General features: G+C 73.5%; 14 protein-coding genes and 1 pseudogene. 3 read left to right on the plus strand and 12 right to left on the minus strand.

The annotated features are described in order from the left end of the window. Window positions 1-157 precede the first annotated feature (157 nt). Together AB0F71_RS17975 and AB0F71_RS17980 are read left to right on the plus strand one after the other, a co-directional pair. Complete coding sequence (locus tag AB0F71_RS17975) at window positions 158-1,900, plus strand: DEAD/DEAH box helicase (protein WP_360234734.1); 1,743 nt, start codon at window positions 158-160, stop codon at window positions 1,898-1,900. A gap of 592 nt (window positions 1,901-2,492) precedes the next feature. Continuing rightward, window positions 2,493-2,885, plus strand: a pseudogene (locus AB0F71_RS17980) (ricin-type beta-trefoil lectin domain protein); the annotation flags it as partial. A 93-nt stretch (window positions 2,886-2,978) separates the two neighbouring features. Here the strand turns inward: AB0F71_RS17980 and AB0F71_RS17985 are convergent. The 11 genes from AB0F71_RS17985 to AB0F71_RS18035 all read right to left on the minus strand — a co-directional run bounded on the left by AB0F71_RS17985 (window position 2,979) and on the right by AB0F71_RS18035 (window position 12,924). Beyond that, entirely contained in the window at window positions 2,979-3,716 is a 738-nt protein-coding gene (locus AB0F71_RS17985) for a sirohydrochlorin chelatase (RefSeq protein WP_360234737.1), read from the minus strand. Window positions 3,717-3,727: 11 nt separating this feature from the next. Next, complete coding sequence (locus tag AB0F71_RS17990) at window positions 3,728-4,642, minus strand: ABC transporter permease (protein WP_360234740.1); 915 nt, start codon at window positions 4,640-4,642, stop codon at window positions 3,728-3,730. Next, a complete protein-coding gene (locus AB0F71_RS17995; protein WP_360234743.1) occupies window positions 4,629-5,432 on the minus strand; it encodes an ABC transporter ATP-binding protein in 804 nt (267 codons plus the stop codon). The genes AB0F71_RS17990 and AB0F71_RS17995 overlap by 14 nt, the downstream gene beginning before the upstream one ends. 176 nt (window positions 5,433-5,608) lie before the next feature. Then, window positions 5,609-6,778 (minus strand): aliphatic sulfonate ABC transporter substrate-binding protein, encoded by a 1,170-nt coding sequence (locus tag AB0F71_RS18000; protein WP_360234746.1) that lies wholly within the window; start codon window positions 6,776-6,778, stop codon window positions 5,609-5,611. A 243-nt stretch (window positions 6,779-7,021) separates the two neighbouring features. Beyond that, window positions 7,022-8,350 carry a GTP-binding protein gene (locus tag AB0F71_RS18005; protein WP_360234749.1) on the minus strand — a complete coding sequence of 443 codons (1,329 nt, stop codon included), beginning with the start codon at window positions 8,348-8,350 and terminating at the stop codon, window positions 7,022-7,024. Next, a complete protein-coding gene (gene cysD, locus AB0F71_RS18010) occupies window positions 8,350-9,291 on the minus strand; it encodes a sulfate adenylyltransferase subunit CysD (protein WP_360234752.1) in 942 nt (313 codons plus the stop codon). The genes AB0F71_RS18005 and cysD overlap by 1 nt, the downstream gene beginning before the upstream one ends. Beyond that, window positions 9,288-9,884 carry an adenylyl-sulfate kinase gene (gene cysC, locus AB0F71_RS18015; protein ID WP_360234755.1) on the minus strand — a complete coding sequence of 199 codons (597 nt, stop codon included), beginning with the start codon at window positions 9,882-9,884 and terminating at the stop codon, window positions 9,288-9,290. Before cysC ends, cysD begins: the two co-directional genes overlap by 4 nt. A 100-nt stretch (window positions 9,885-9,984) precedes the next feature. Continuing rightward, entirely contained in the window at window positions 9,985-10,689 is a 705-nt protein-coding gene (locus AB0F71_RS18020; protein WP_360234758.1) for a phosphoadenylyl-sulfate reductase, read from the minus strand. Next, entirely contained in the window at window positions 10,667-10,849 is a 183-nt protein-coding gene (locus AB0F71_RS18025) for a hypothetical protein (RefSeq protein ID WP_360234761.1), read from the minus strand. Before AB0F71_RS18025 ends, AB0F71_RS18020 begins: the two co-directional genes overlap by 23 nt. Window positions 10,850-10,916: 67 nt before the next feature. Continuing rightward, on the minus strand, window positions 10,917-12,641 hold the full coding sequence (locus AB0F71_RS18030; protein WP_360234764.1) for a nitrite/sulfite reductase: 1,725 nt from the start codon (window positions 12,639-12,641) through the stop codon (window positions 10,917-10,919). A gap of 199 nt (window positions 12,642-12,840) precedes the next feature. Continuing rightward, a complete protein-coding gene (locus AB0F71_RS18035; RefSeq protein WP_310593185.1) occupies window positions 12,841-12,924 on the minus strand; it encodes a putative leader peptide in 84 nt (27 codons plus the stop codon). 281 nt (window positions 12,925-13,205) lie between these two features. Between AB0F71_RS18035 and AB0F71_RS18040 the strand changes: the two genes are divergently transcribed. Next, entirely contained in the window at window positions 13,206-14,555 is a 1,350-nt protein-coding gene (locus tag AB0F71_RS18040) for a YihY/virulence factor BrkB family protein (protein ID WP_360234767.1), read from the plus strand. Window positions 14,556-14,789: 234 nt separating this feature from the next. On the opposite strand, the gene AB0F71_RS18045 is transcribed toward AB0F71_RS18040, so the two are convergent. Next, window positions 14,790-16,547, minus strand: a complete 1,758-nt coding sequence (locus AB0F71_RS18045; RefSeq protein WP_360234770.1) for an FtsW/RodA/SpoVE family cell cycle protein — start codon at window positions 16,545-16,547, stop codon at window positions 14,790-14,792. Between the last annotated feature and the right edge of the window lie 98 nt (window positions 16,548-16,645).

Below are 16,645 nucleotides of genomic sequence, written 5' to 3' on the forward strand. Positions count from 1 at the left end.
CTGACGCGCGATCCCCTGTGATCTCGTGAAGCGGGGGCCCGCACCGCTGGACGGTGCGGGCCCTCGTTCATGCCGCAGTACGGCCGGGGCGGCGCACTCCACTCAGACGGCCGACCAGTCCGCGACCGCGGGCTGCCGACCGACGGACGGAGAACCCGTGACCACCCCTGCCCGCACGCCCCGCGACCGAGGCGACCGCACCACCGACCGTTCCGCCGCGCGCACCGGCGACCGCACGGCCGAAGGCCGTACCGGCCGCCCCCGCCGCAGCGGCGACAACCCCGAGCGTGCCCGCCGCACCGGGGAGGGCGCCGACCGCGCCCGCAAGCCCCGGGGCCGCACCGGCGCCCCCAAGGCCACCCGCGCCGCCGTGGCGGAGCCCGCCGACTTCACCGTCGTCGAGGGCACCCCGGCCCGGCCCCCGGCGGCCTCCTTCGGCGAGCTCGACCTGCCCAAGGCGATCCTGTCCGCGCTCACCCGCGAGGGCGTCACCGAGCCGTTCCCGATCCAGGCCGCCACCCTGCCCGACTCGATCGCCGGGCGCGACGTCCTCGGCCGCGGCCGCACCGGCTCCGGCAAGACCCTCGCCTTCGGCCTGCCGCTGCTCGCCCGCACCGCCGGGCGCCGCGCCGACTCCCGGCACCCGCTGGCGCTCGTCCTGGTGCCCACCCGCGAGCTCGCCCAGCAGGTCACCGACGCGCTCACCCCGTACGCCACCGCCGTCAACCTGCGGATCACCACCGTCGTCGGCGGCATGGGCATCAGCCGGCAGGCCAACGCGGTGCGCCGCGGCACCGAGGTCCTGGTCGCCACCCCCGGCCGGCTGGACGACCTGATCGGCCGCGGTGACGTCAACCTCTCCGACGTCGCCATCACGGTCCTCGACGAGGCCGACCAGATGGCCGACATGGGCTTCCTCCCGCAGGTCAGCCGGCTGCTGGAGCAGGTCGCCGAGGGCGGGCAGCGGATGCTGTTCTCCGCCACCCTGGACCGCAACGTGGACCGGCTGGTCAAGCGCTTCCTGACCGACCCGGTCACCCACTCGGTCGACCCCTCGGCCGGCGCGGTCACCACCATGGACCACCACGTCCTGCAGCTGGAGCCCACCGACAAGGCCTCCGCCACCGCGCACATCGCCTCCCGCGACGGCCGGGTGATCATGTTCGTGCACACCAAGCACGGCGCCGACCGGCTCGCCAAGCAGCTGCGCGCCACCGGCGTGATGGCCGCCGCCCTGCACGGCGGCAAGTCCCAGCCGCAGCGCAACCGGGTCCTGGACCAGTTCCGCGAGGGCGAGGTCACCGCGCTGATCGCCACCAACGTGGCCGCCCGCGGCATCCACATCGACGGCCTCGACCTGGTCGTCAACGTCGACCCGCCGATCGACCACAAGGACTACCTGCACCGCGGCGGCCGCACCGCCCGGGCCGGCGAGTCCGGCACGGTCGTCACCCTCGTGCTGCCCGAGCAGCGCCGCGAGGTCAACCGGCTGATGACGGTCGCCGGGATCCGCCCGACCGTCACCAAGATCCGCCCCGGCGACGCCGAGCTGGCCCGGATCACCGGCGCCCGCACCCCCAGCGGCGTCGCGGTCGCGCTGGTCGTCCCGGCCGCCGCCCAGCCCGCGGCCCCGGCCTCCGCCGACGGCAAGGGCGCCGGCGGCAAGTCCGGCAACCCGCGCCGCCGCCCCGCCAAGCGCTCCGGGCTGCCCACCGACGTCGACATGAACGGCAACCCGCGCCGCCCGCGCCCCAAGCAGCGCCTCGGTGCCGCCGCCCAGGGCGAGCGGCCGCAGGCCGCCGGGTTCATCGGGCGCTCCTCCGGCCGGGCCCGGCCGGGCAGCGGCTCCCAGTCCGGTGCCAACTACGGGACCGGGCGCCAGCGCCGCAAGTTCGACTGACGGCCGTCCCGGCCCCGGTTCCACCGAACGGGCCCCGTGCTCCCCTGCGAGGGGGAGCACGGGGCCCGTTCCGCGTTCCCGAGGCGTCCGAGCGACCGCCGATCCGAACAGCTGGCGTGAATCCGTCGAAGCTCGCCTTGAACGAGAGCTTGACGGGGGCCCGGCGAACCCACGATTCTTCTACCCGGCCCACACAACTGCCGCACCGTCACCACCAGTGCGCAGACGTCGAGTTGACGCGATCCCGCCGAACGGAAGGACCACCGTCCCGATGCGCCGAACCTCCGCCCTGCTGACCACCGCCCTGCTCGCCGGGGCCGCCGCCCTGGCCACACCGGCCACCTCCGCCCAGGCCGCGCCCTCCTGCGGTGCCTACGTCGCGGGCTGGAACGCGATCGGCAACTGCAGCGGCCTCGACCCGATGCAGACCTGGACCGTCACCGCCACCTGCTACTACTGGAACTCCACCCACACCGTGCAGTTCACCCGCCCCGCGATCGGCGGCGTGGGGATCGGGGACGGCAGCGTCTCCGCGGCCTGCGGCGTCGGCGACAGCGTCATGTTCCCGCGGGTCCTCCTGGGCGCCACCCCGCCGGCCGGCCCGACCGGCCAGATCACCGGCTACGCCGGCAAGTGCGTCGACGTGAAGGGCGCCAACCTCGGCAACGGCACTCCCGTCCAGATCTACGACTGCAACGGCTCCCTGGCGCAGAAGTGGCGGATCGGCGTCGACGGCACCGTCCGCGCCCTCGGCAAGTGCATGGACGTCGCCGGCGGCGGCACCGCCAACCACACCCTGGTCCAGCTCTACGACTGCAACGGCACCGGCGCCCAGCAGTGGCAGGCCCGCGCCGACGGCTCGCTCTACAACCCGCAGTCCGGCCGCTGCCTGGACGACCTCGGCTTCGCCACCAACAACGGCAACCAGCTCGGCATCTGGGACTGCAACGGCGCCGCCAACCAGAAGTGGAACCTCCCGGCCTGACGCACCACCACCGGAGCCAGGTCCGCCGCCCGCACCCCCGTCGGGCGGCGGACCTCCCTCGCGGGACCGGGCGGCGGGCCACCCTGTGCCGGCTCAGGCGGTCAGGGCCGGGACCGCCGGGCGGGCCCGGTCGTAGCGTTCCAGCAGCAGTGCGGCCAGTTCCGGGGCCGCGCCGAGGACGTCGGCGACCAGGTCCGCGCCCTCCGAGGCCGCCGCGATGCGGTCCGGCAGCAGGCCCGGGGCCAGCAGGTACGGGGCGACGGCCGTCCGCTCGGCGCCGGCCGCGCGCAGGGCGGCGAGGGCGTCGGGCACGCGCGGGCCGGCCGCCGAGGCGTAGGCGACCTCGACGGCGGCCCAGCCGCGGGTGCGCCGCCACTCGGCGGCGACCCGGCGGGTGGCCGCGTCGGCGGCCGGGTCGGAGGAGCCCGCCGCGGCCAGCACCACGCCCGTACCGGCGCGGACCGCCGCCGAGCTGATGCCGAGCCCGGCCCCGGCCAGCCGGCGGTCCAGGGCGGCGAGCAGCAGCGGCGAGGGGCCGAGCACCTCGGCGACGGGCAGCCCGGCGCCGGTCGCGCGCAACGCGGCGGGGATGTCGTGCTTGGCGTGGAAGGCCCGGTTGAGCAGCAGCGGGACGGCCACCGCGTCCGTCGGCCGTCCGAACAGTCCGGACCGGCCCACCACCTGGGGGATCCGCGGCGCGCAGTGGTCCAGGTAGGCGGTGGCGACCTCCAGGGCGGGCCGCTGGGCCCGCACCTCCCGGACCAGCGCGGCCACGGTCGCGGCGTGCCGCGGGTCACGGCTGCCGTGGGCGATGAGCAGGAGGGCGGGCACCGGCGGCCGCCTCACTTGCCGGAGGCCAGCAGGCCGCGGTTGCGCAGCACCCGGCGCTCGACCGGGGTGAAGACGAGCAGCTCGATGGCGATGCCGACGAACAGGATCAGGATGATGCCGAGCAGCACCCCGGACATGTCGGAGAACTCGCGCTGGTCCTCCAGGAACCGGCCCAGGCCCCGGCCGAGGTCGGGGGAGGAGGCGACCAGCTCGGCGGCCATCAGCGAACGCCAGGAGAACGCCCAGCCCTGCTTGAGGCCGGCCAGGTAGCCGGGCAGCGCGGCGGGGATGAGCACGTGCCGGGCGCCGGTCAGGCCGGTGGCGCCGATGGTGCGCCCGGCCCGCAGGAACAGCGGCGGGACCTGGTCGATGCCGGCCACCAGCCCGTTGGCGATGGACGGGACGGCGCCCAGCAGGATCACCGCGTACATCATCTGGTCGTTGATGCCGAGCCAGATGACCGCGGCCGGCACCCAGGCGACCGAGGGCAGCGACTGGAGGCCCTGGAGGACCGGGCCGATCGCTGTGCGCACCGGCTTGACCCGGGCGACGACCAGGCCGATCGGGGTGCCGATCACGACGGCGAGCAGGAAGCCCGACAGGCCGCGCCAGACGCTGGTCCAGATGATCGAGAACAGCGTGCCCTGGTACCAGAGGTCCTGGAGGGAGTGCCACACGTCCGCGGGGCTGGGCAGCTTGTACGAGGAGGTGACGTGCAGGCTGTACGCGCCCTGCCACAGCGCCAGCACCACCAGCACGCCGATCAGCGGCGGCAGGGCCTTGGAGCGCAGCACCTCGCCGAGCGAGCTGCGCTGGGCGGTGACGGAGTCGAGGGCGTCCAGGCCGGCGCCGACGTCGGCGCTGTCGGCGGCGCCGACGGGGGCGTTCTTGTCCAGGACGACGGGAGCGGTGTCAGTGCTGGCCATGGCGACGGATCTCCCCACGCAGTTCTTCGGTGATCTCGATGGACAGGTCGGCGACGCCGGAGGACTCGATGCGGCGCGGCTGCGGCAGGTCGATCCGCCACTCCCGGGCGACCCGGCCGGGGCGGGAGGAGAGCAGGACGACGCGCTGGGCCAGCCGCACCGCCTCGCGCACGTTGTGGGTGACGAACAGGACGGACAGCTGCCGTTCGGCCCAGATCCGGGTGATCTCGTCGTGCAGGACGTCCCGGGTGATGGCGTCGAGGGCGGCGAACGGCTCGTCCATCAGCAGCACCTTGCTGCCCTGGGCGAGGGCGCGGGCCATCGCGACGCGCTGGCGCATGCCGCCGGACAGCTCGTGCACCCGCTTGCCGTACGCGCCGTTCAGGCGGACGAGTTCGAGCAGGCGCTCGGCCTCGGCGCGCCGCTCGGGGCGGGGGACGCCGGCCAGCTTGAGGGCCAGTTCGATGTTCCGGCCGGCGGTGAGCCAGGGGAACAGGGCGTGTTCCTGGAACATCAGGGCGGGGCGGCCCCCGGGCACCTCGATGCTGCCGCGGGTGGGCTCGTCGAGGCCGGCGACCAGGTTGAGCAGGGTGGACTTGCCGCAGCCCGAGGCGCCGAGCAGGGTGACGAACTCGCCGGGCGCGACGTCGAGGGTGATGTCGTCCAGCACGTGGGTGGCGGCGCCCGGGCGGCCGAAGGACTTGTGCACGTGCGAGATCCGGACGGCGGGCGTGGCGCCGGTGGCGTCGGCGCGGGGGGCGTCCGCCGAGGTGGTCAGTGCCGGGGTCATCCGGGCACCTCCTGCGTGAGTGGTCTGGCAAGGCTGGCGAGGGCTGCGAAGCGGGGGGCCGGGTCCGGCCCCGCCCGGCCCGGTGGGCATCGATCGGGGATCGACCGGGCGGGCGGGGGCCGGACCGCGGATCTGGGTGGCGCCGGTCGCTTGGCGCCGGGTTGCTTGGCGCCGGGCTACTTGGCGCCGAGGCCGGCGTCCGCCACCGGGGCCTGGCCCTTGGCCGCGAGGACCTTGTTCAGCAGGGTGAGGTCGTAGATGCCGTTCAGGTTGGGCTTCTTGAGGAGCCCGGCGGTGACGGCGTGGTCGGCCTCGGCCTGCAGGGTGTTCGCCAGCGGGTCGTCCAGGAAGTCGATGTCGGACCAGGCCGGGTCGAGGACGGCCGACTCCAGGGAGTTGCCCGCCTCCTTCTTGATCGCCTCGTTGGCGTCGGCCTTGGCCTTGTCGGGGTTGGCCTTGATGAAGGCGTTGGTGTTCACCGAGCCGCGCAGCACGGCCTCCACCACGTCCGGGTGCTCCTTGAGGAACTTCTGCGAGACGATGATGTTGGTGATCACGAACTTCTTGTCCGGCCAGACGTCCTTCTCGTTGAGCAGGACCTTCGCGCCGAGGGTGACCAGCTTGGAGGCGGTGGGCTCGGGCACCCAGGCGCCGTCGATGGAGCCCTGCTTGTAGGCGTCGGGGGTGACCTTGTTGTCGGTGCGCACCACCGAGACGTCGCCCGCGCCGGACGCCGCGTCCACCTTGTAGCCCTTGCCGGCCAGGTAGTTGAGCAGCGCCACGTCCTGGGTGTTGCCCAGCTGCGGGGTGGCGATCTTCTTGCCCTTGAGGTCGTCCAGCGAGCCGACCTTGTCCGGGTTGACCACCAGCTTGACCCCGCCGGAGGCCGAACCGCCGATGATCTTCAAGGACTTGCCGTCGGACTTGGTGTAGCCGTTGATCGCCGGGGAGGGGCCGATCCAGCCGATGTCGATCGATCCGGCGTTGAGCGCCTCGATCTCCGCCGGGCCCGCGTTGAAGACCTGGGTCTTCACCTGGGTGGCGCCCAACTCCTTCTGGAATATGCCTTCCTGGAGTCCGACCAGCGGGGTGCCGTGGGTCAGGTTGGCGAAGTAGCCGATCTTCACCGTGTCCGCGGTGAGCTTGGGGCCGGACGCCGAACTCCCCACGGTGGCCGCGGTGTCGGCCTTGTTGTCGGCCTTGGAGCCGTAGCTGCAGGCCGACAGCAGGGCGACGGCGGTCAGGCCGGCGGCGGCAGCAGCCGCCGCGCGTCTGATCCGGCCGGCGTTCGGGCGGGTGGGCCGATGGGAGGGGGTGCGGTGCGAGGATGCCTGGTGCGGTGCCATGGTGGTGGGTCCTGTTCGCGGACGGACCGTCAGGAGGCGGTCCCGGGCGGACGGTTGGAAGGTGGCGCTTGCGGCAGTGGGTGTGCCGGGCAAGCCGGGCGGCCGTGGGGAGCGGCCCGGTGACGGGGCGTTCTCAGCCCCGTCGGCCCGCACATCGGGTCAAGCCGCCCTGGCCGCTGCCGAGGACGCCGCTGCCGATGCGGCCGCCTTCCTTGTCCATGCCCGAGAACGCCTCGCTGGGCATCAGACCCAGTCCTCCTCTTCGGGCGCGCCGGGCGCGCCGTCGGTGCGTACGGTGGCGAAGGCCTCGCCCGCCATGCCGGCGGTGAGGGTGGTGCCGTCGGCCGGGTCGATCAGCAGGAACGAGCCGGTCCGGCGGTTGTCGGTGTAGTCGTCGAGGGCCAGCGGCTCGGCGGTGCGCAGCTTCACGTGGCCGATGTCGTTGACGTTCAACCCCTCGGCGCCGGAGCGCTGTTCGAGGCTGTCGATGTCGATCCGGTAGGAGATCTCCTTGACGAGGGCGCGGACGGTGCGGGTGGTGTGCTTGAGCAGCACCTTGTCCCCGGCGCGCAGCGGCCGCTCGTTGAGGTGGCTGACGGTGGCCTCGACGTCCTTGGTGGGGGCGGGGGAGGCCCCGGCGGCGATGAGGTCGCCGCGGGAGATGTCGAGGTCGTCGGCGAGCCGGACGGTGACCGACTGGGGGGCCCAGGCCAGGTCGGCCGGGCGGCCGAGCGCGTCGATGGCGGCGACGGTGGTGGTCAGGCCGGAGGGCAGCACGGTGACGGGGTCGCCGACCCGCAGCACGCCGGAGGCCAGCTGGCCCGCGTAGCCGCGGTAGTCGGGGTGTTCCTCGGTCTGCGGGCGGATCACGTACTGGACCGGGAAGCGGGCGGGCTCCGCGCCGGGGTCGCTGCCGACCGGGACGGTCTCCAGGTGCTCCAGCAGGGTCGGGCCGCCGTACCAGTCCATGTGGGCGGACGGTTCGACGACGTTGTCCCCGGCGAGGGCGGAGATCGGGACGGCGAGGACGTCGCCCACGCCGAGGGAGGCGGCGTAGGCGGTGAACTCGGCGGCGATCGCGGCGAAGACCGGCTCGGCGTAGTCGACCAGGTCCATCTTGTTGACGGCCAGGACGACGTGCGGCACCCGCAGCAGGGCGGCGACGGCGGCGTGCCGGCGGGTCTGCTCGACCACGCCGTTGCGGGCGTCGACCAGGACGACGGCGAGCTCCGCGGTGGAGGCGCCGGTCACCATGTTGCGGGTGTACTGCACGTGCCCGGGGGTGTCGGCGAGGATGAACCGCCGCCGGGGGGTGGCGAAGTAGCGGTAGGCGACGTCGATGGTGATGCCCTGCTCGCGCTCGGCCCGCAGGCCGTCGGTGAGCAGAGCGAGGTCGGGCGCCTCCTGGCCGCGGCCCAGGGAGACGCGTTCGACGGCCTCCAGCTGGTCGGCGAGCACCGACTTGGAGTCGTGCAGCAGCCGGCCGACCAGGGTGGACTTGCCGTCGTCGACGGAGCCGGCGGTGGCGAAGCGCAGCAGCGAGGTGGCGCTGGTCTCGACGGTCGTGCTCATTAGAAGTACCCCTCGCGCTTGCGGTCTTCCATCGCGGCCTCGGACAGCTTGTCGTCGGCGCGGGTGGCGCCGCGCTCGGTGAGGCGGCTGGCGGCGATCTCGGCGATCACGGCCTCGATGGTGGTGGCGTCGGAGTCGACGGCGCCGGTGCAGGACATGTCGCCGACGGTGCGGTAGCGCACCAGCCGCCGCTCGACGGGCTCACCGTCCTTGGGGCCGCCCCACTCGCCGGCGGTCAGCCACATGCCGCCCCGGGAGAAGACGTCCCGCTCGTGCGCGTAGTAGATCTCGGGGAGGTCGATGCCCTCGCGCTCGATGTACTGCCAGACGTCCAGCTCGGTCCAGTTGGACAGCGGGAAGACCCGCACGTGCTCGCCGACGGCGTGCCGTCCGTTGTAGAGCGACCACAGCTCGGGGCGCTGGCGGCGCGGGTCCCAGGCGCCGAACTCGTCGCGCAGGGAGAAGACGCGCTCCTTGGCGCGGGCCTTCTCCTCGTCCCGGCGGCCGCCGCCGAACACCGCGTCGAAACGGTTCTTCTCGATGGCGTCGAGCAGCGGGACGGTCTGCAGCGGGTTGCGGGTGCCGTCCGGGCGCTCGCGCAGCCGGCCGTCGTCGATGAAGTCCTGGACGTGGGCGACGTGCAGGCGCAAGGAGTGCTCGGCGACGACGCGGTCGCGGTAGGCCAGCACCTCGGGGAAGTTGTGGCCGGTGTCGACGTGCAGCAGGGAGAAGGGGACGGCGGCCGGCGCGAAGGCCTTGAGCGCCAGGTGCAGCATCAGGATGGAGTCCTTGCCGCCGGAGAACAGGATCACCGGGCGCTCGAACTCCCCCGCGACCTCGCGGAAGATGTGCACCGACTCGGCCTCCAGCGCGTCCAGGTGGGACAGCGCGAAGGGGGAGTCGTCGTGGGCACGGACCGGGCTGTCGGTCGCGGTGGTCATGCGAGACCCCTCTCGGTCAGGAAGGCGTGCAGCTCGGCGGCGGACTCGGCGACCGCGCGGCCCTGCGTCTGCAGGCGCAGCTCGGGCTTCTCGGGGGCCTCGTACGGGTCGTCCACACCGGTCAGGCCGGAGAGCTCACCGGCCGCCTGCTTCGCGTACAGGCCCTTGACGTCCCGCTCGGCGCACAGCTCGACCGGGGTGGCGACGTGGATCTCCAGGAACTCGGTGCCGGCCGCGGCGTGCCGCTCGCGCACCGCGGTGCGGGAGTCGGCGAACGGGGCGATCACCGGGGCGAGCACCTTGACGCCGTTGGCGGCGAGCTTCTCGGCGACGAAGCCGATCCGGGTGACGTTGGTGTGCCGGTCCTCGCGGGAGAAGCCGAGGCCCTTGGAGAGGAACTCGCGGATCTCGTCGCCGTCCAGCACCTCGACCTTGTGGCCCTCGGCGCGCAGCCGCTCGGCCAGCGCGAAGGCCAGGGTGGTCTTGCCCGCGCTCGGCAGCCCGGTCAGCCACACGGTGGCGCCGCGCTCGCAGGGGGCGGCCGCGGGGGCCGCCTCTGCGGCTCCGTCGGCGGCCGGGGTGTGAGCTGTCACGGTTCTTTCCTTACGCGGTGGTTGACGAACGGTCGGGGGCGGGGGCTCGGGAGCGGGGGTCTCAGGAGCGGGGGCTCAGGAGTGGGGCGGGGGCGGGGGCTCAGAGGTGGATGCCGCACTCGGTCTTGCCGGAGCCGGACCAGCGGCCGGCCCGGGCGTCCTCGCCCTCGGCCGGCTTACGGGTGCAGGACAGCGGCGAGCAGCCGATGGACGTGTAGCCCTCCCACAGCAGCGGGTTGAGCAGCACGCCGTTCGCGGCGACGTAGGCGTCCACGTCCTCCTGCGTCCAGCGGGCGATCGGGGCGATCTTGACCTTGCGGCGCTTCGGGTCCCAGGAGACCACCGGCGTGTTCGCCCGGGTCGGGGACTCGTCGCGGCGCAGCCCGGTGGCCCACGCGTCGTAGCCGGCGAGGCCGCGGTTGAGCGGCTCCACCTTGCGCAGCGCGCAGCACAGGTCCGGGTCGCGGTCGTGCAGCCGTGGCCCGTGCTCGGCGTCCTGCTCGGCCACCGTCCTCAGCGGGGTGAGCGTGATGACGTTGACCGGCATGGTCGCGGCGACCGCGTCCCTGGTCCCGATGGTCTCCGGGAAGTGGTAGCCGGTGTCCAGGAACACCACGTCCACCCCGGGGAACACCGAGGACGCGAGGTGGGCGACCACCGCGTCCTCCATCGAGGAGGTGACGCAGAACCGACTGCTGAAGGTGTCGGCGGCCCAGCGCAGCACCTCCTGCGGCGTGGCCTCCTCCAGCTCGCGGCCGGCCCGGGCGGCGAGCTCCGCGTGGTCAGGCGTGGTGCGGTTGGTCATGTGACGCACCCCCGTGGGTCGGTGACAGCAGGCCGAGGAACTTCAACTGGAAGGCGCGGCGGCAGCCGTGGCACTCCCAGGCGCCGTGGCCGGCCTCGGACGGGCGCAGGTCCTCGTCCCCGCAGTACGGGCAGAAGAACGGTGCGGCTCGCTCACTCATCGCCCACCTCGCTGCGCATCGCCCATCTCGCTGTGCTCGGCGTTCGCTTCGTGAATGGTTCGCTCGCTCACGACAGCTGCTCCTCGGTGGCGCGGGCCGTCCACTGGGCGAAGCGCTCGCCCTCGGCGCGGTCGGCCTGGTAGCGGGTCAGCACGCGCTCGACGTAGTCGGGCAGGCCGGCGCTGGTGACCTTGAGGCCGCGGACCTTGCGGCCGAAGCCGGCCTCCAGGCCGAGCGCGCCGCCCAGGTGGACCTGGTAGCCCTCGACCTGGTTGCCGTGCTCGTCGGTGACCAGCTGGCCCTTGAGGCCGATGTCGGCGACCTGGATCCGGGCGCAGGCGTTCGGGCAGCCGTTGATGTTGATGGTCAGCGGCTCGGCGAACTCCGGCAGGCGCCGCTCCAGTTCGTCGATCAGGGTGCGGCCGCGCTCCTTGGTCTCGACGATGGCGAGCTTGCAGTACTCGATGCCGGTGCAGGCCATGGTGCCGCGGCGGAACGGCGAGGGGGTGACCCGCAGGTCGAGCTCCTCCAGGCCGGCCACCACCGCGTCGACGTGCTCCTCGGCGATGTCGAGGACCAGCATCTTCTGCTCGGCGGTGGTGCGCAGCCGGTCGCTGCCGTGGGCGGCGGCGAGGTCGGCGATCCGGCCGAGCAGCTTGCCGTCGACCCGGCCGACGCGCGGGGCGAAGCCGATGTAGTAGCGGCCGTCCTTCTGCCGGTGCACGCCGACGTGGTCGCGCCAGCGGGCGGCGGGCTCGGCGGGCGCGGGCCCGTCGACCAGCCGGTACTCGAGGTACTCCTCCTCCAGGACCTTGCGGAACTTCTCCACGCCCCAGTCGGCGACCAGGAACTTGAGCCGGGCGCGGTTGCGCAGGCGCCGGTAGCCGTAGTCGCGGAAGATGCCGATCACGCCGCCGTACACGTCGGCGACCTCGTCCAGCGGGACCCAGGCGCCCAGGCGCACGCCGAGCTTGGGGTTGGTGGACAGGCCGCCGCCGACCCACAGGTCGAAGCCGGGCCCGTGCTCGGGGTGGACCACGCCGACGAAGGCGACGTCGTTGATCTCGTGGGCGACGTCCAGCTGCGGGGAGCCGGAGACCGCGCTCTTGAACTTGCGCGGCAGGTTGGAGAAGTCCTTGCTGCCGATGAAGCGGCGCTGGATCTCCTCGATGGCCGGGGTGCCGTCGATGATCTCGTCCTCGGCGATGCCGGCCACCGGCGAGCCGAGGATGACGCGCGGGGTGTCGCCGCAGGCCTCGGTGGTGGACAGGCCGACGGCCTCCAGCTTCTGCCAGATCGCCGGGACGTCCTCGATCCGGATCCAGTGGTACTGGATGTTCTGCCGGTCGGTCAGGTCGGCGGTGCCCCGCGCGTACTGCTCGGAGACCTCGGCGATCGCGCGCAGCTGGGCGACGGTCAGCCGGCCGCCGTCGATGCGCACCCGGAGCATGAAGTACTCGGCGTCCAGCTCGTGCGGGTCCAGGATCGCGGTCTTGCCGCCGTCGATGCCCTCCTTGCGCTGGGTGTAGAGCCCCCACCAGCGCATCCGGCCGCGCAGGTCGGCGGGGTCGATCGAGTCGAAGCCCCGGTGCGCGTAGATCGTCTCAATACGTGTCCGCACATTGAGACCGTCGTCGTCCTTCTTGAACTGCTCGTTGGCGTTCAGCGGGGTGAAGTGCCCCATGCCCCACTGGCCCTCGCCGCGGTGGCGGGTCACCTTGCGAGCCGCGGCGGGGCGGGGCGCGACCGGGCGGTCGGCCGTGGGCTCGGCAGTCTCGGGAGAGGTGGCCATGGTGAAGTCCTTCTGGGCAGGTGGCGCTGGCGCCGGGTGGGTCGCGGGGCGTGCTCGGCCGTGCGATCGCTGCTGTGACCTGCGGGTTTCTCAGGGCCGGGAGAGCAGCTGACCGGGCCGGGCGGGCGCCTGCGCATCCGCTCGTGCGGGGATGGCGGGGTGGACGGCGCCGGGTGCGGTGGTGCGGCGGGGTGGGAGCTCAGGTCACCGGACAGATGGCGCTGGACACGCGAAGGAGATCGACGTGGAGTCGACCTACTAGGGTGGTTCCGGCGCTAGGCATGGCAAGAGATTCGCACGGCGTGGGACTCGCGGTCCACTAACATCCGAATGCTGGACGCTGGGGTTTCGACATCTGGGACGGCCGGGTGTTCCGGCCGCTCCGGGGCGGGCCGTCCGACGGGCTCCTGACGGGCGGTCGGGGCGCGGGGCAGCAGGGGCCCCGCGCGGCGGTCGGCGGGGCGGTCCGCACGCGCCCGTACGGCGACTCGCGCGGCCGGTCCGCACGCGCCCGTACCCCGGGGGAGATCAACCGGAGCGACCTGGCCCGATACCGTTAGCCCTGTGCAAGCAGCAGGCGATACGAGCAGACCGAACCCCGAACGGCCCTCCCGGCGCCGGGGCAAGGGCTCCCGGCGCGCGGCCAAGGAGGCCACCTGGCGCCGCACGGCGTGGGACTTGGTCAAGGACACCACCAACACCTGCGTCGAGTACCGGGTCACCGGCCTCGCCGCGGAGGCGGCCTTCTTCACCCTGCTGTCGATCCCGCCGCTGCTGCTCGGCCTGGCCGCCACCCTCGGCTACCTCGACGAGTTCCTCGGCGCGGGCACCATCGACCGGCTCAAGCACGACATCGTCTCGGCCTCCGGGACGGTGCTGTCGGACTCCTCCGTCAACGCGGTCGTCAAACCGCTGCTCAGCCAGGTCTTCGACCACACCCGGCCCGACCTCATCTCGATCGGCTTCCTGCTGTCGCTGTGGTCCGGATCCCGGGCGCTCTACATCTTCATCGACACCATCACCGTCATGTACGGGCTGGACGGCAAGCGCGGCATCGTCAAGACCCGGCTGATGTCACTCGGCCTCTACCTGGGTGCCCTGGTGATCAGCTCGCTGGTGCTGCCGCTGCTGATGGCCGGGCCCGGACTGGTCGAGAACGCCGTGCACGGCATCGCGGGGCTCGTCGGCGCCGCCTACTGGCCGGTCGCGATCCTGCTGCTGATCGTCTCCCTGACCACTCTCTACCACCTGGCCGTACCGGTCTCCACGCCCTGGCGCGAGGACATCCCCGGCGCGCTGGTCGCCCTGGTGGTGCTCGTCTTCTGCAGTGTCGGCCTGCGGCTCTACCTGGTCAGCTCGGTCGAGGGCCCCTCGGTGTACGGCTCGCTGGCCGCGCCGGTGGCCGTACTGCTGTGGATCTTCGTGGTGGCCCTCGCGGTGCTCATCGGCGCTGCCATGAACGCCGCCATAGACCGCCGCTGGCCCACCCTGGAGACCGCCGACGCCCGGGCCGAGAACGAGCGCGCCCACGAGGAGGCGGCCGCCGCGGTGGTCCGCGAGGTCGCCGCCCGCCGGGCCGTCGAACGGGCCCGGCGCGCCCGCGAACTGGGCCTGGCCGAGGGCGTCGAGGAGGAGTGGGGCGAGGAGGACGCCGACGACGTCGACGTGCCCGCCGAGTACCCCGAGCGGTGGGCCGACGTGCTGGCCGCCGACAACGTGCGCGCGCGGCTCACCGCCCGGCCCGGGCCGCACCACCGGCCGTCCCCGCCGCCGCCGGACAGCGACCGGCCGGCCGGGCCGCCGCCGGAGCGGCCGGGGCCGCCGGAGGCAGGGCCGGGGCCGGGGGTCGGGCCGGGGCAGCAGGTGCCGGGGTACCCGCCCAGGCCGCCGCGGCCGCCGTGGGAGCAGCGGTAGCGGCGCGGTGGTGGCCGCGGTAGTGGCGCGGTAGTGGCGGTGGTGACTTTGTACGGACAGGGCCTCCCTCGCGGGTGCGGGGGAGGCCCTCTGCGTTGTCGGGGTCCGGCCGGGTGGTGGTCGACTCGTGTGCGGTTCGTGTCGGGTCCCGGCCCGGGGTGGTCGCGGTCGGTTGACGACCGATCGGCGGTCGGTGGTCGGTTGACGGCCGGTCGGCGGGGTGCGCCGGTGGGGTCAGCCGACCGTCGGGTCCTGCGGGTACCGGGACTGCTGCGGGGGGCCGTAGCCGTGGGCGGACTGGTCGTTGCTCGGCGGGTAGCCGTACGACGCCTGCGGGCCACTGTGCTGCGGACCGGCGTGCTGGGGGCCGCCGGGCAGCGGTCCGTCGGGCCGGGGCGTGCCGGGCGCGTGGCCGAAGGAGGGGCGCAGCTCGGTGGGGGCGCCCGGGTCCGTGTGGATGGGGCCGGACGACGCGGCTGACGGGCCCGCCGGGTCGGGCCCGGCGCCCGGCAGCGGGTCCAGGCCCGCGGCCAGCGGCTCGCCCGCCCCCAGGGTCCGGCCCGGGCCGGGGGAGGCCGGGCCGGCCTGCGCCGGGAGCGGCTCCGGGCTGGTCGGGGCCGGGTCCAGGGCGGTGCGCCCCGAGGAGTCGCTCAGCTTGATCAGCAGGGCGACCATCAGCCAGTTCGCCAGCAGGGAGGAACCACCGGCCGCCAGGAAGGGCAACGCCTTGCCGGTCAGCGGGACCAGCCCGCTCACGCCGCCGACCACCACGAACACCTGCAGCGCGAGCGCCGCCGACAGGCCGGTGGCCAGCAGCTTGCCGAACGGGTCGGTCAGTCCGACCGCGGTGCGCAGCCCGCGCTGGATCAGCAGCACGTACACCAGCAGGATCGCGGTCACCCCGGCCAGGCCCAGTTCCTCGCCGATGGTGGTGAAGATGAAGTCGCTGCGCCCGGCGAAGCCGATCAGCCACGGCCGGCCGGAGCCCAGGCCGGTCCCGGTCATGTGTCCGGTGCCGAGGCTGAACAGGGCCTCGGCGGGCTGCGCGGAGATCGCCTGGTTGTTGACCGGAGGGAAGTAGTCGAGCGGGTGCAGCCAGGCCTCGACGCGCCCGTGCACGTGCGGCTCCACGGTGCCGACCACGGCCGCGCCGCCGACCGCCATCAGCAGGCCGAGCACCACCCAGCTGGTGCGCTCGGTCGCCACGTACAGCATCACGACGAAGACGCCGAAGAAGATCAGCGAGGTGCCCAGGTCGCGCTCGAAGATCAGCACCATCAGGCTGACCGCCCAGATCGCCAGCACCGGTCCGGCGTGCCGCCCGCGCGGGAGGGTCATCCCCCAGACCTTCCGCCCGGCCAGGGCCAGGGCGTCCCGGGAGGCCATCAGGTAGCCCGCGAAGAAGATCGTGATCGCGACCTTCACGAACTCGTCCGGCTCGAAGGAGGGCAGTCCGGGGAGCTTGATCCAGCGCTTGGCGCCGAAGCTGTCGGTCGGCGAGAAGATCGGCGCGGTCAGCAGGATCAGCGCGCCCGCCATCAGCACGTAGACGTAGCGCTGGAAGAACCGGTGGTGCTTGACGAAGACGATCAGCGCGAGCGCCGCCGCCACCGCGATGAACGTCCACATCAGCTGGCCCGGCGCGGCCGGGAGCTTCTGGTAGTCGCCCTTGGCGGCGTGCGCGGCCTTGTAGCTGAAGTCCAGCCGGTCCAGCAGCATCAGCCCGAAGCCGGTCAGGAAGACGCCCAGCGGCAGGATCAGCGGGTCCGCGTACGGCGCGAACCGGCGCACCGCCAGGTGCGCCACCGCGACCAGCGCCCCGAGGGACAGGCCGTGGACGAGGAGCCCGGGCGGCAGCTTGTCGGTCATCGCCAGCGAGGCGTCGATGTGTCCGGCCAGGCAGACGGCCACCGCGAGCGCCAGCAGGCCCAGCTCGATGTTGCGGTGGCGCGCGGCCAGCCGTCGGCCTTCGCCGCGTGCAGTGCTTTGCACCTCTTGTCGTCCCCTTGCTGTCACCCACGTGGCCGGTATCGCCGACGGTGCATCCTGCCAGACGACAGCGGGCTCGCGCCGGTTGCGCCTCCGGGGCC

This window comes from Kitasatospora sp. NPDC028055, from assembly GCF_040637885.1.
GTDB lineage: Bacteria > Actinomycetota > Actinomycetes > Streptomycetales > Streptomycetaceae > Kitasatospora.

Bases quoted from the DNA above. Each gene is read 5' to 3' on its own strand.
- AB0F71_RS17990 (WP_360234740.1), bottom strand. From the start codon at position 4,642: ATGGCCAGCACTGACACCGCTCCCGTCGTCCTGGACAAGAACGCCCCC.
- AB0F71_RS17995 (WP_360234743.1), bottom strand. From the start codon at position 5,432: ATGACCCCGGCACTGACCACCTCGGCGGACGCCCCCCGCGCCGACGCC.
- AB0F71_RS18000 (WP_360234746.1), bottom strand. From the start codon at position 6,778: ATGGCACCGCACCAGGCATCCTCGCACCGCACCCCCTCCCATCGGCCC.
- AB0F71_RS18005 (WP_360234749.1), bottom strand. From the start codon at position 8,350: ATGAGCACGACCGTCGAGACCAGCGCCACCTCGCTGCTGCGCTTCGCC.
- cysD (WP_360234752.1), bottom strand. From the start codon at position 9,291: ATGACCACCGCGACCGACAGCCCGGTCCGTGCCCACGACGACTCCCCC.
- AB0F71_RS18020 (WP_360234758.1), bottom strand. From the start codon at position 10,689: ATGACCAACCGCACCACGCCTGACCACGCGGAGCTCGCCGCCCGGGCC.
- AB0F71_RS18025 (WP_360234761.1), bottom strand. From the start codon at position 10,849: ATGAGTGAGCGAGCCGCACCGTTCTTCTGCCCGTACTGCGGGGACGAG.
- AB0F71_RS18030 (WP_360234764.1), bottom strand. From the start codon at position 12,641: ATGGCCACCTCTCCCGAGACTGCCGAGCCCACGGCCGACCGCCCGGTC.
- AB0F71_RS18035 (WP_310593185.1), bottom strand. From the start codon at position 12,924: ATGCCTAGCGCCGGAACCACCCTAGTAGGTCGACTCCACGTCGATCTC.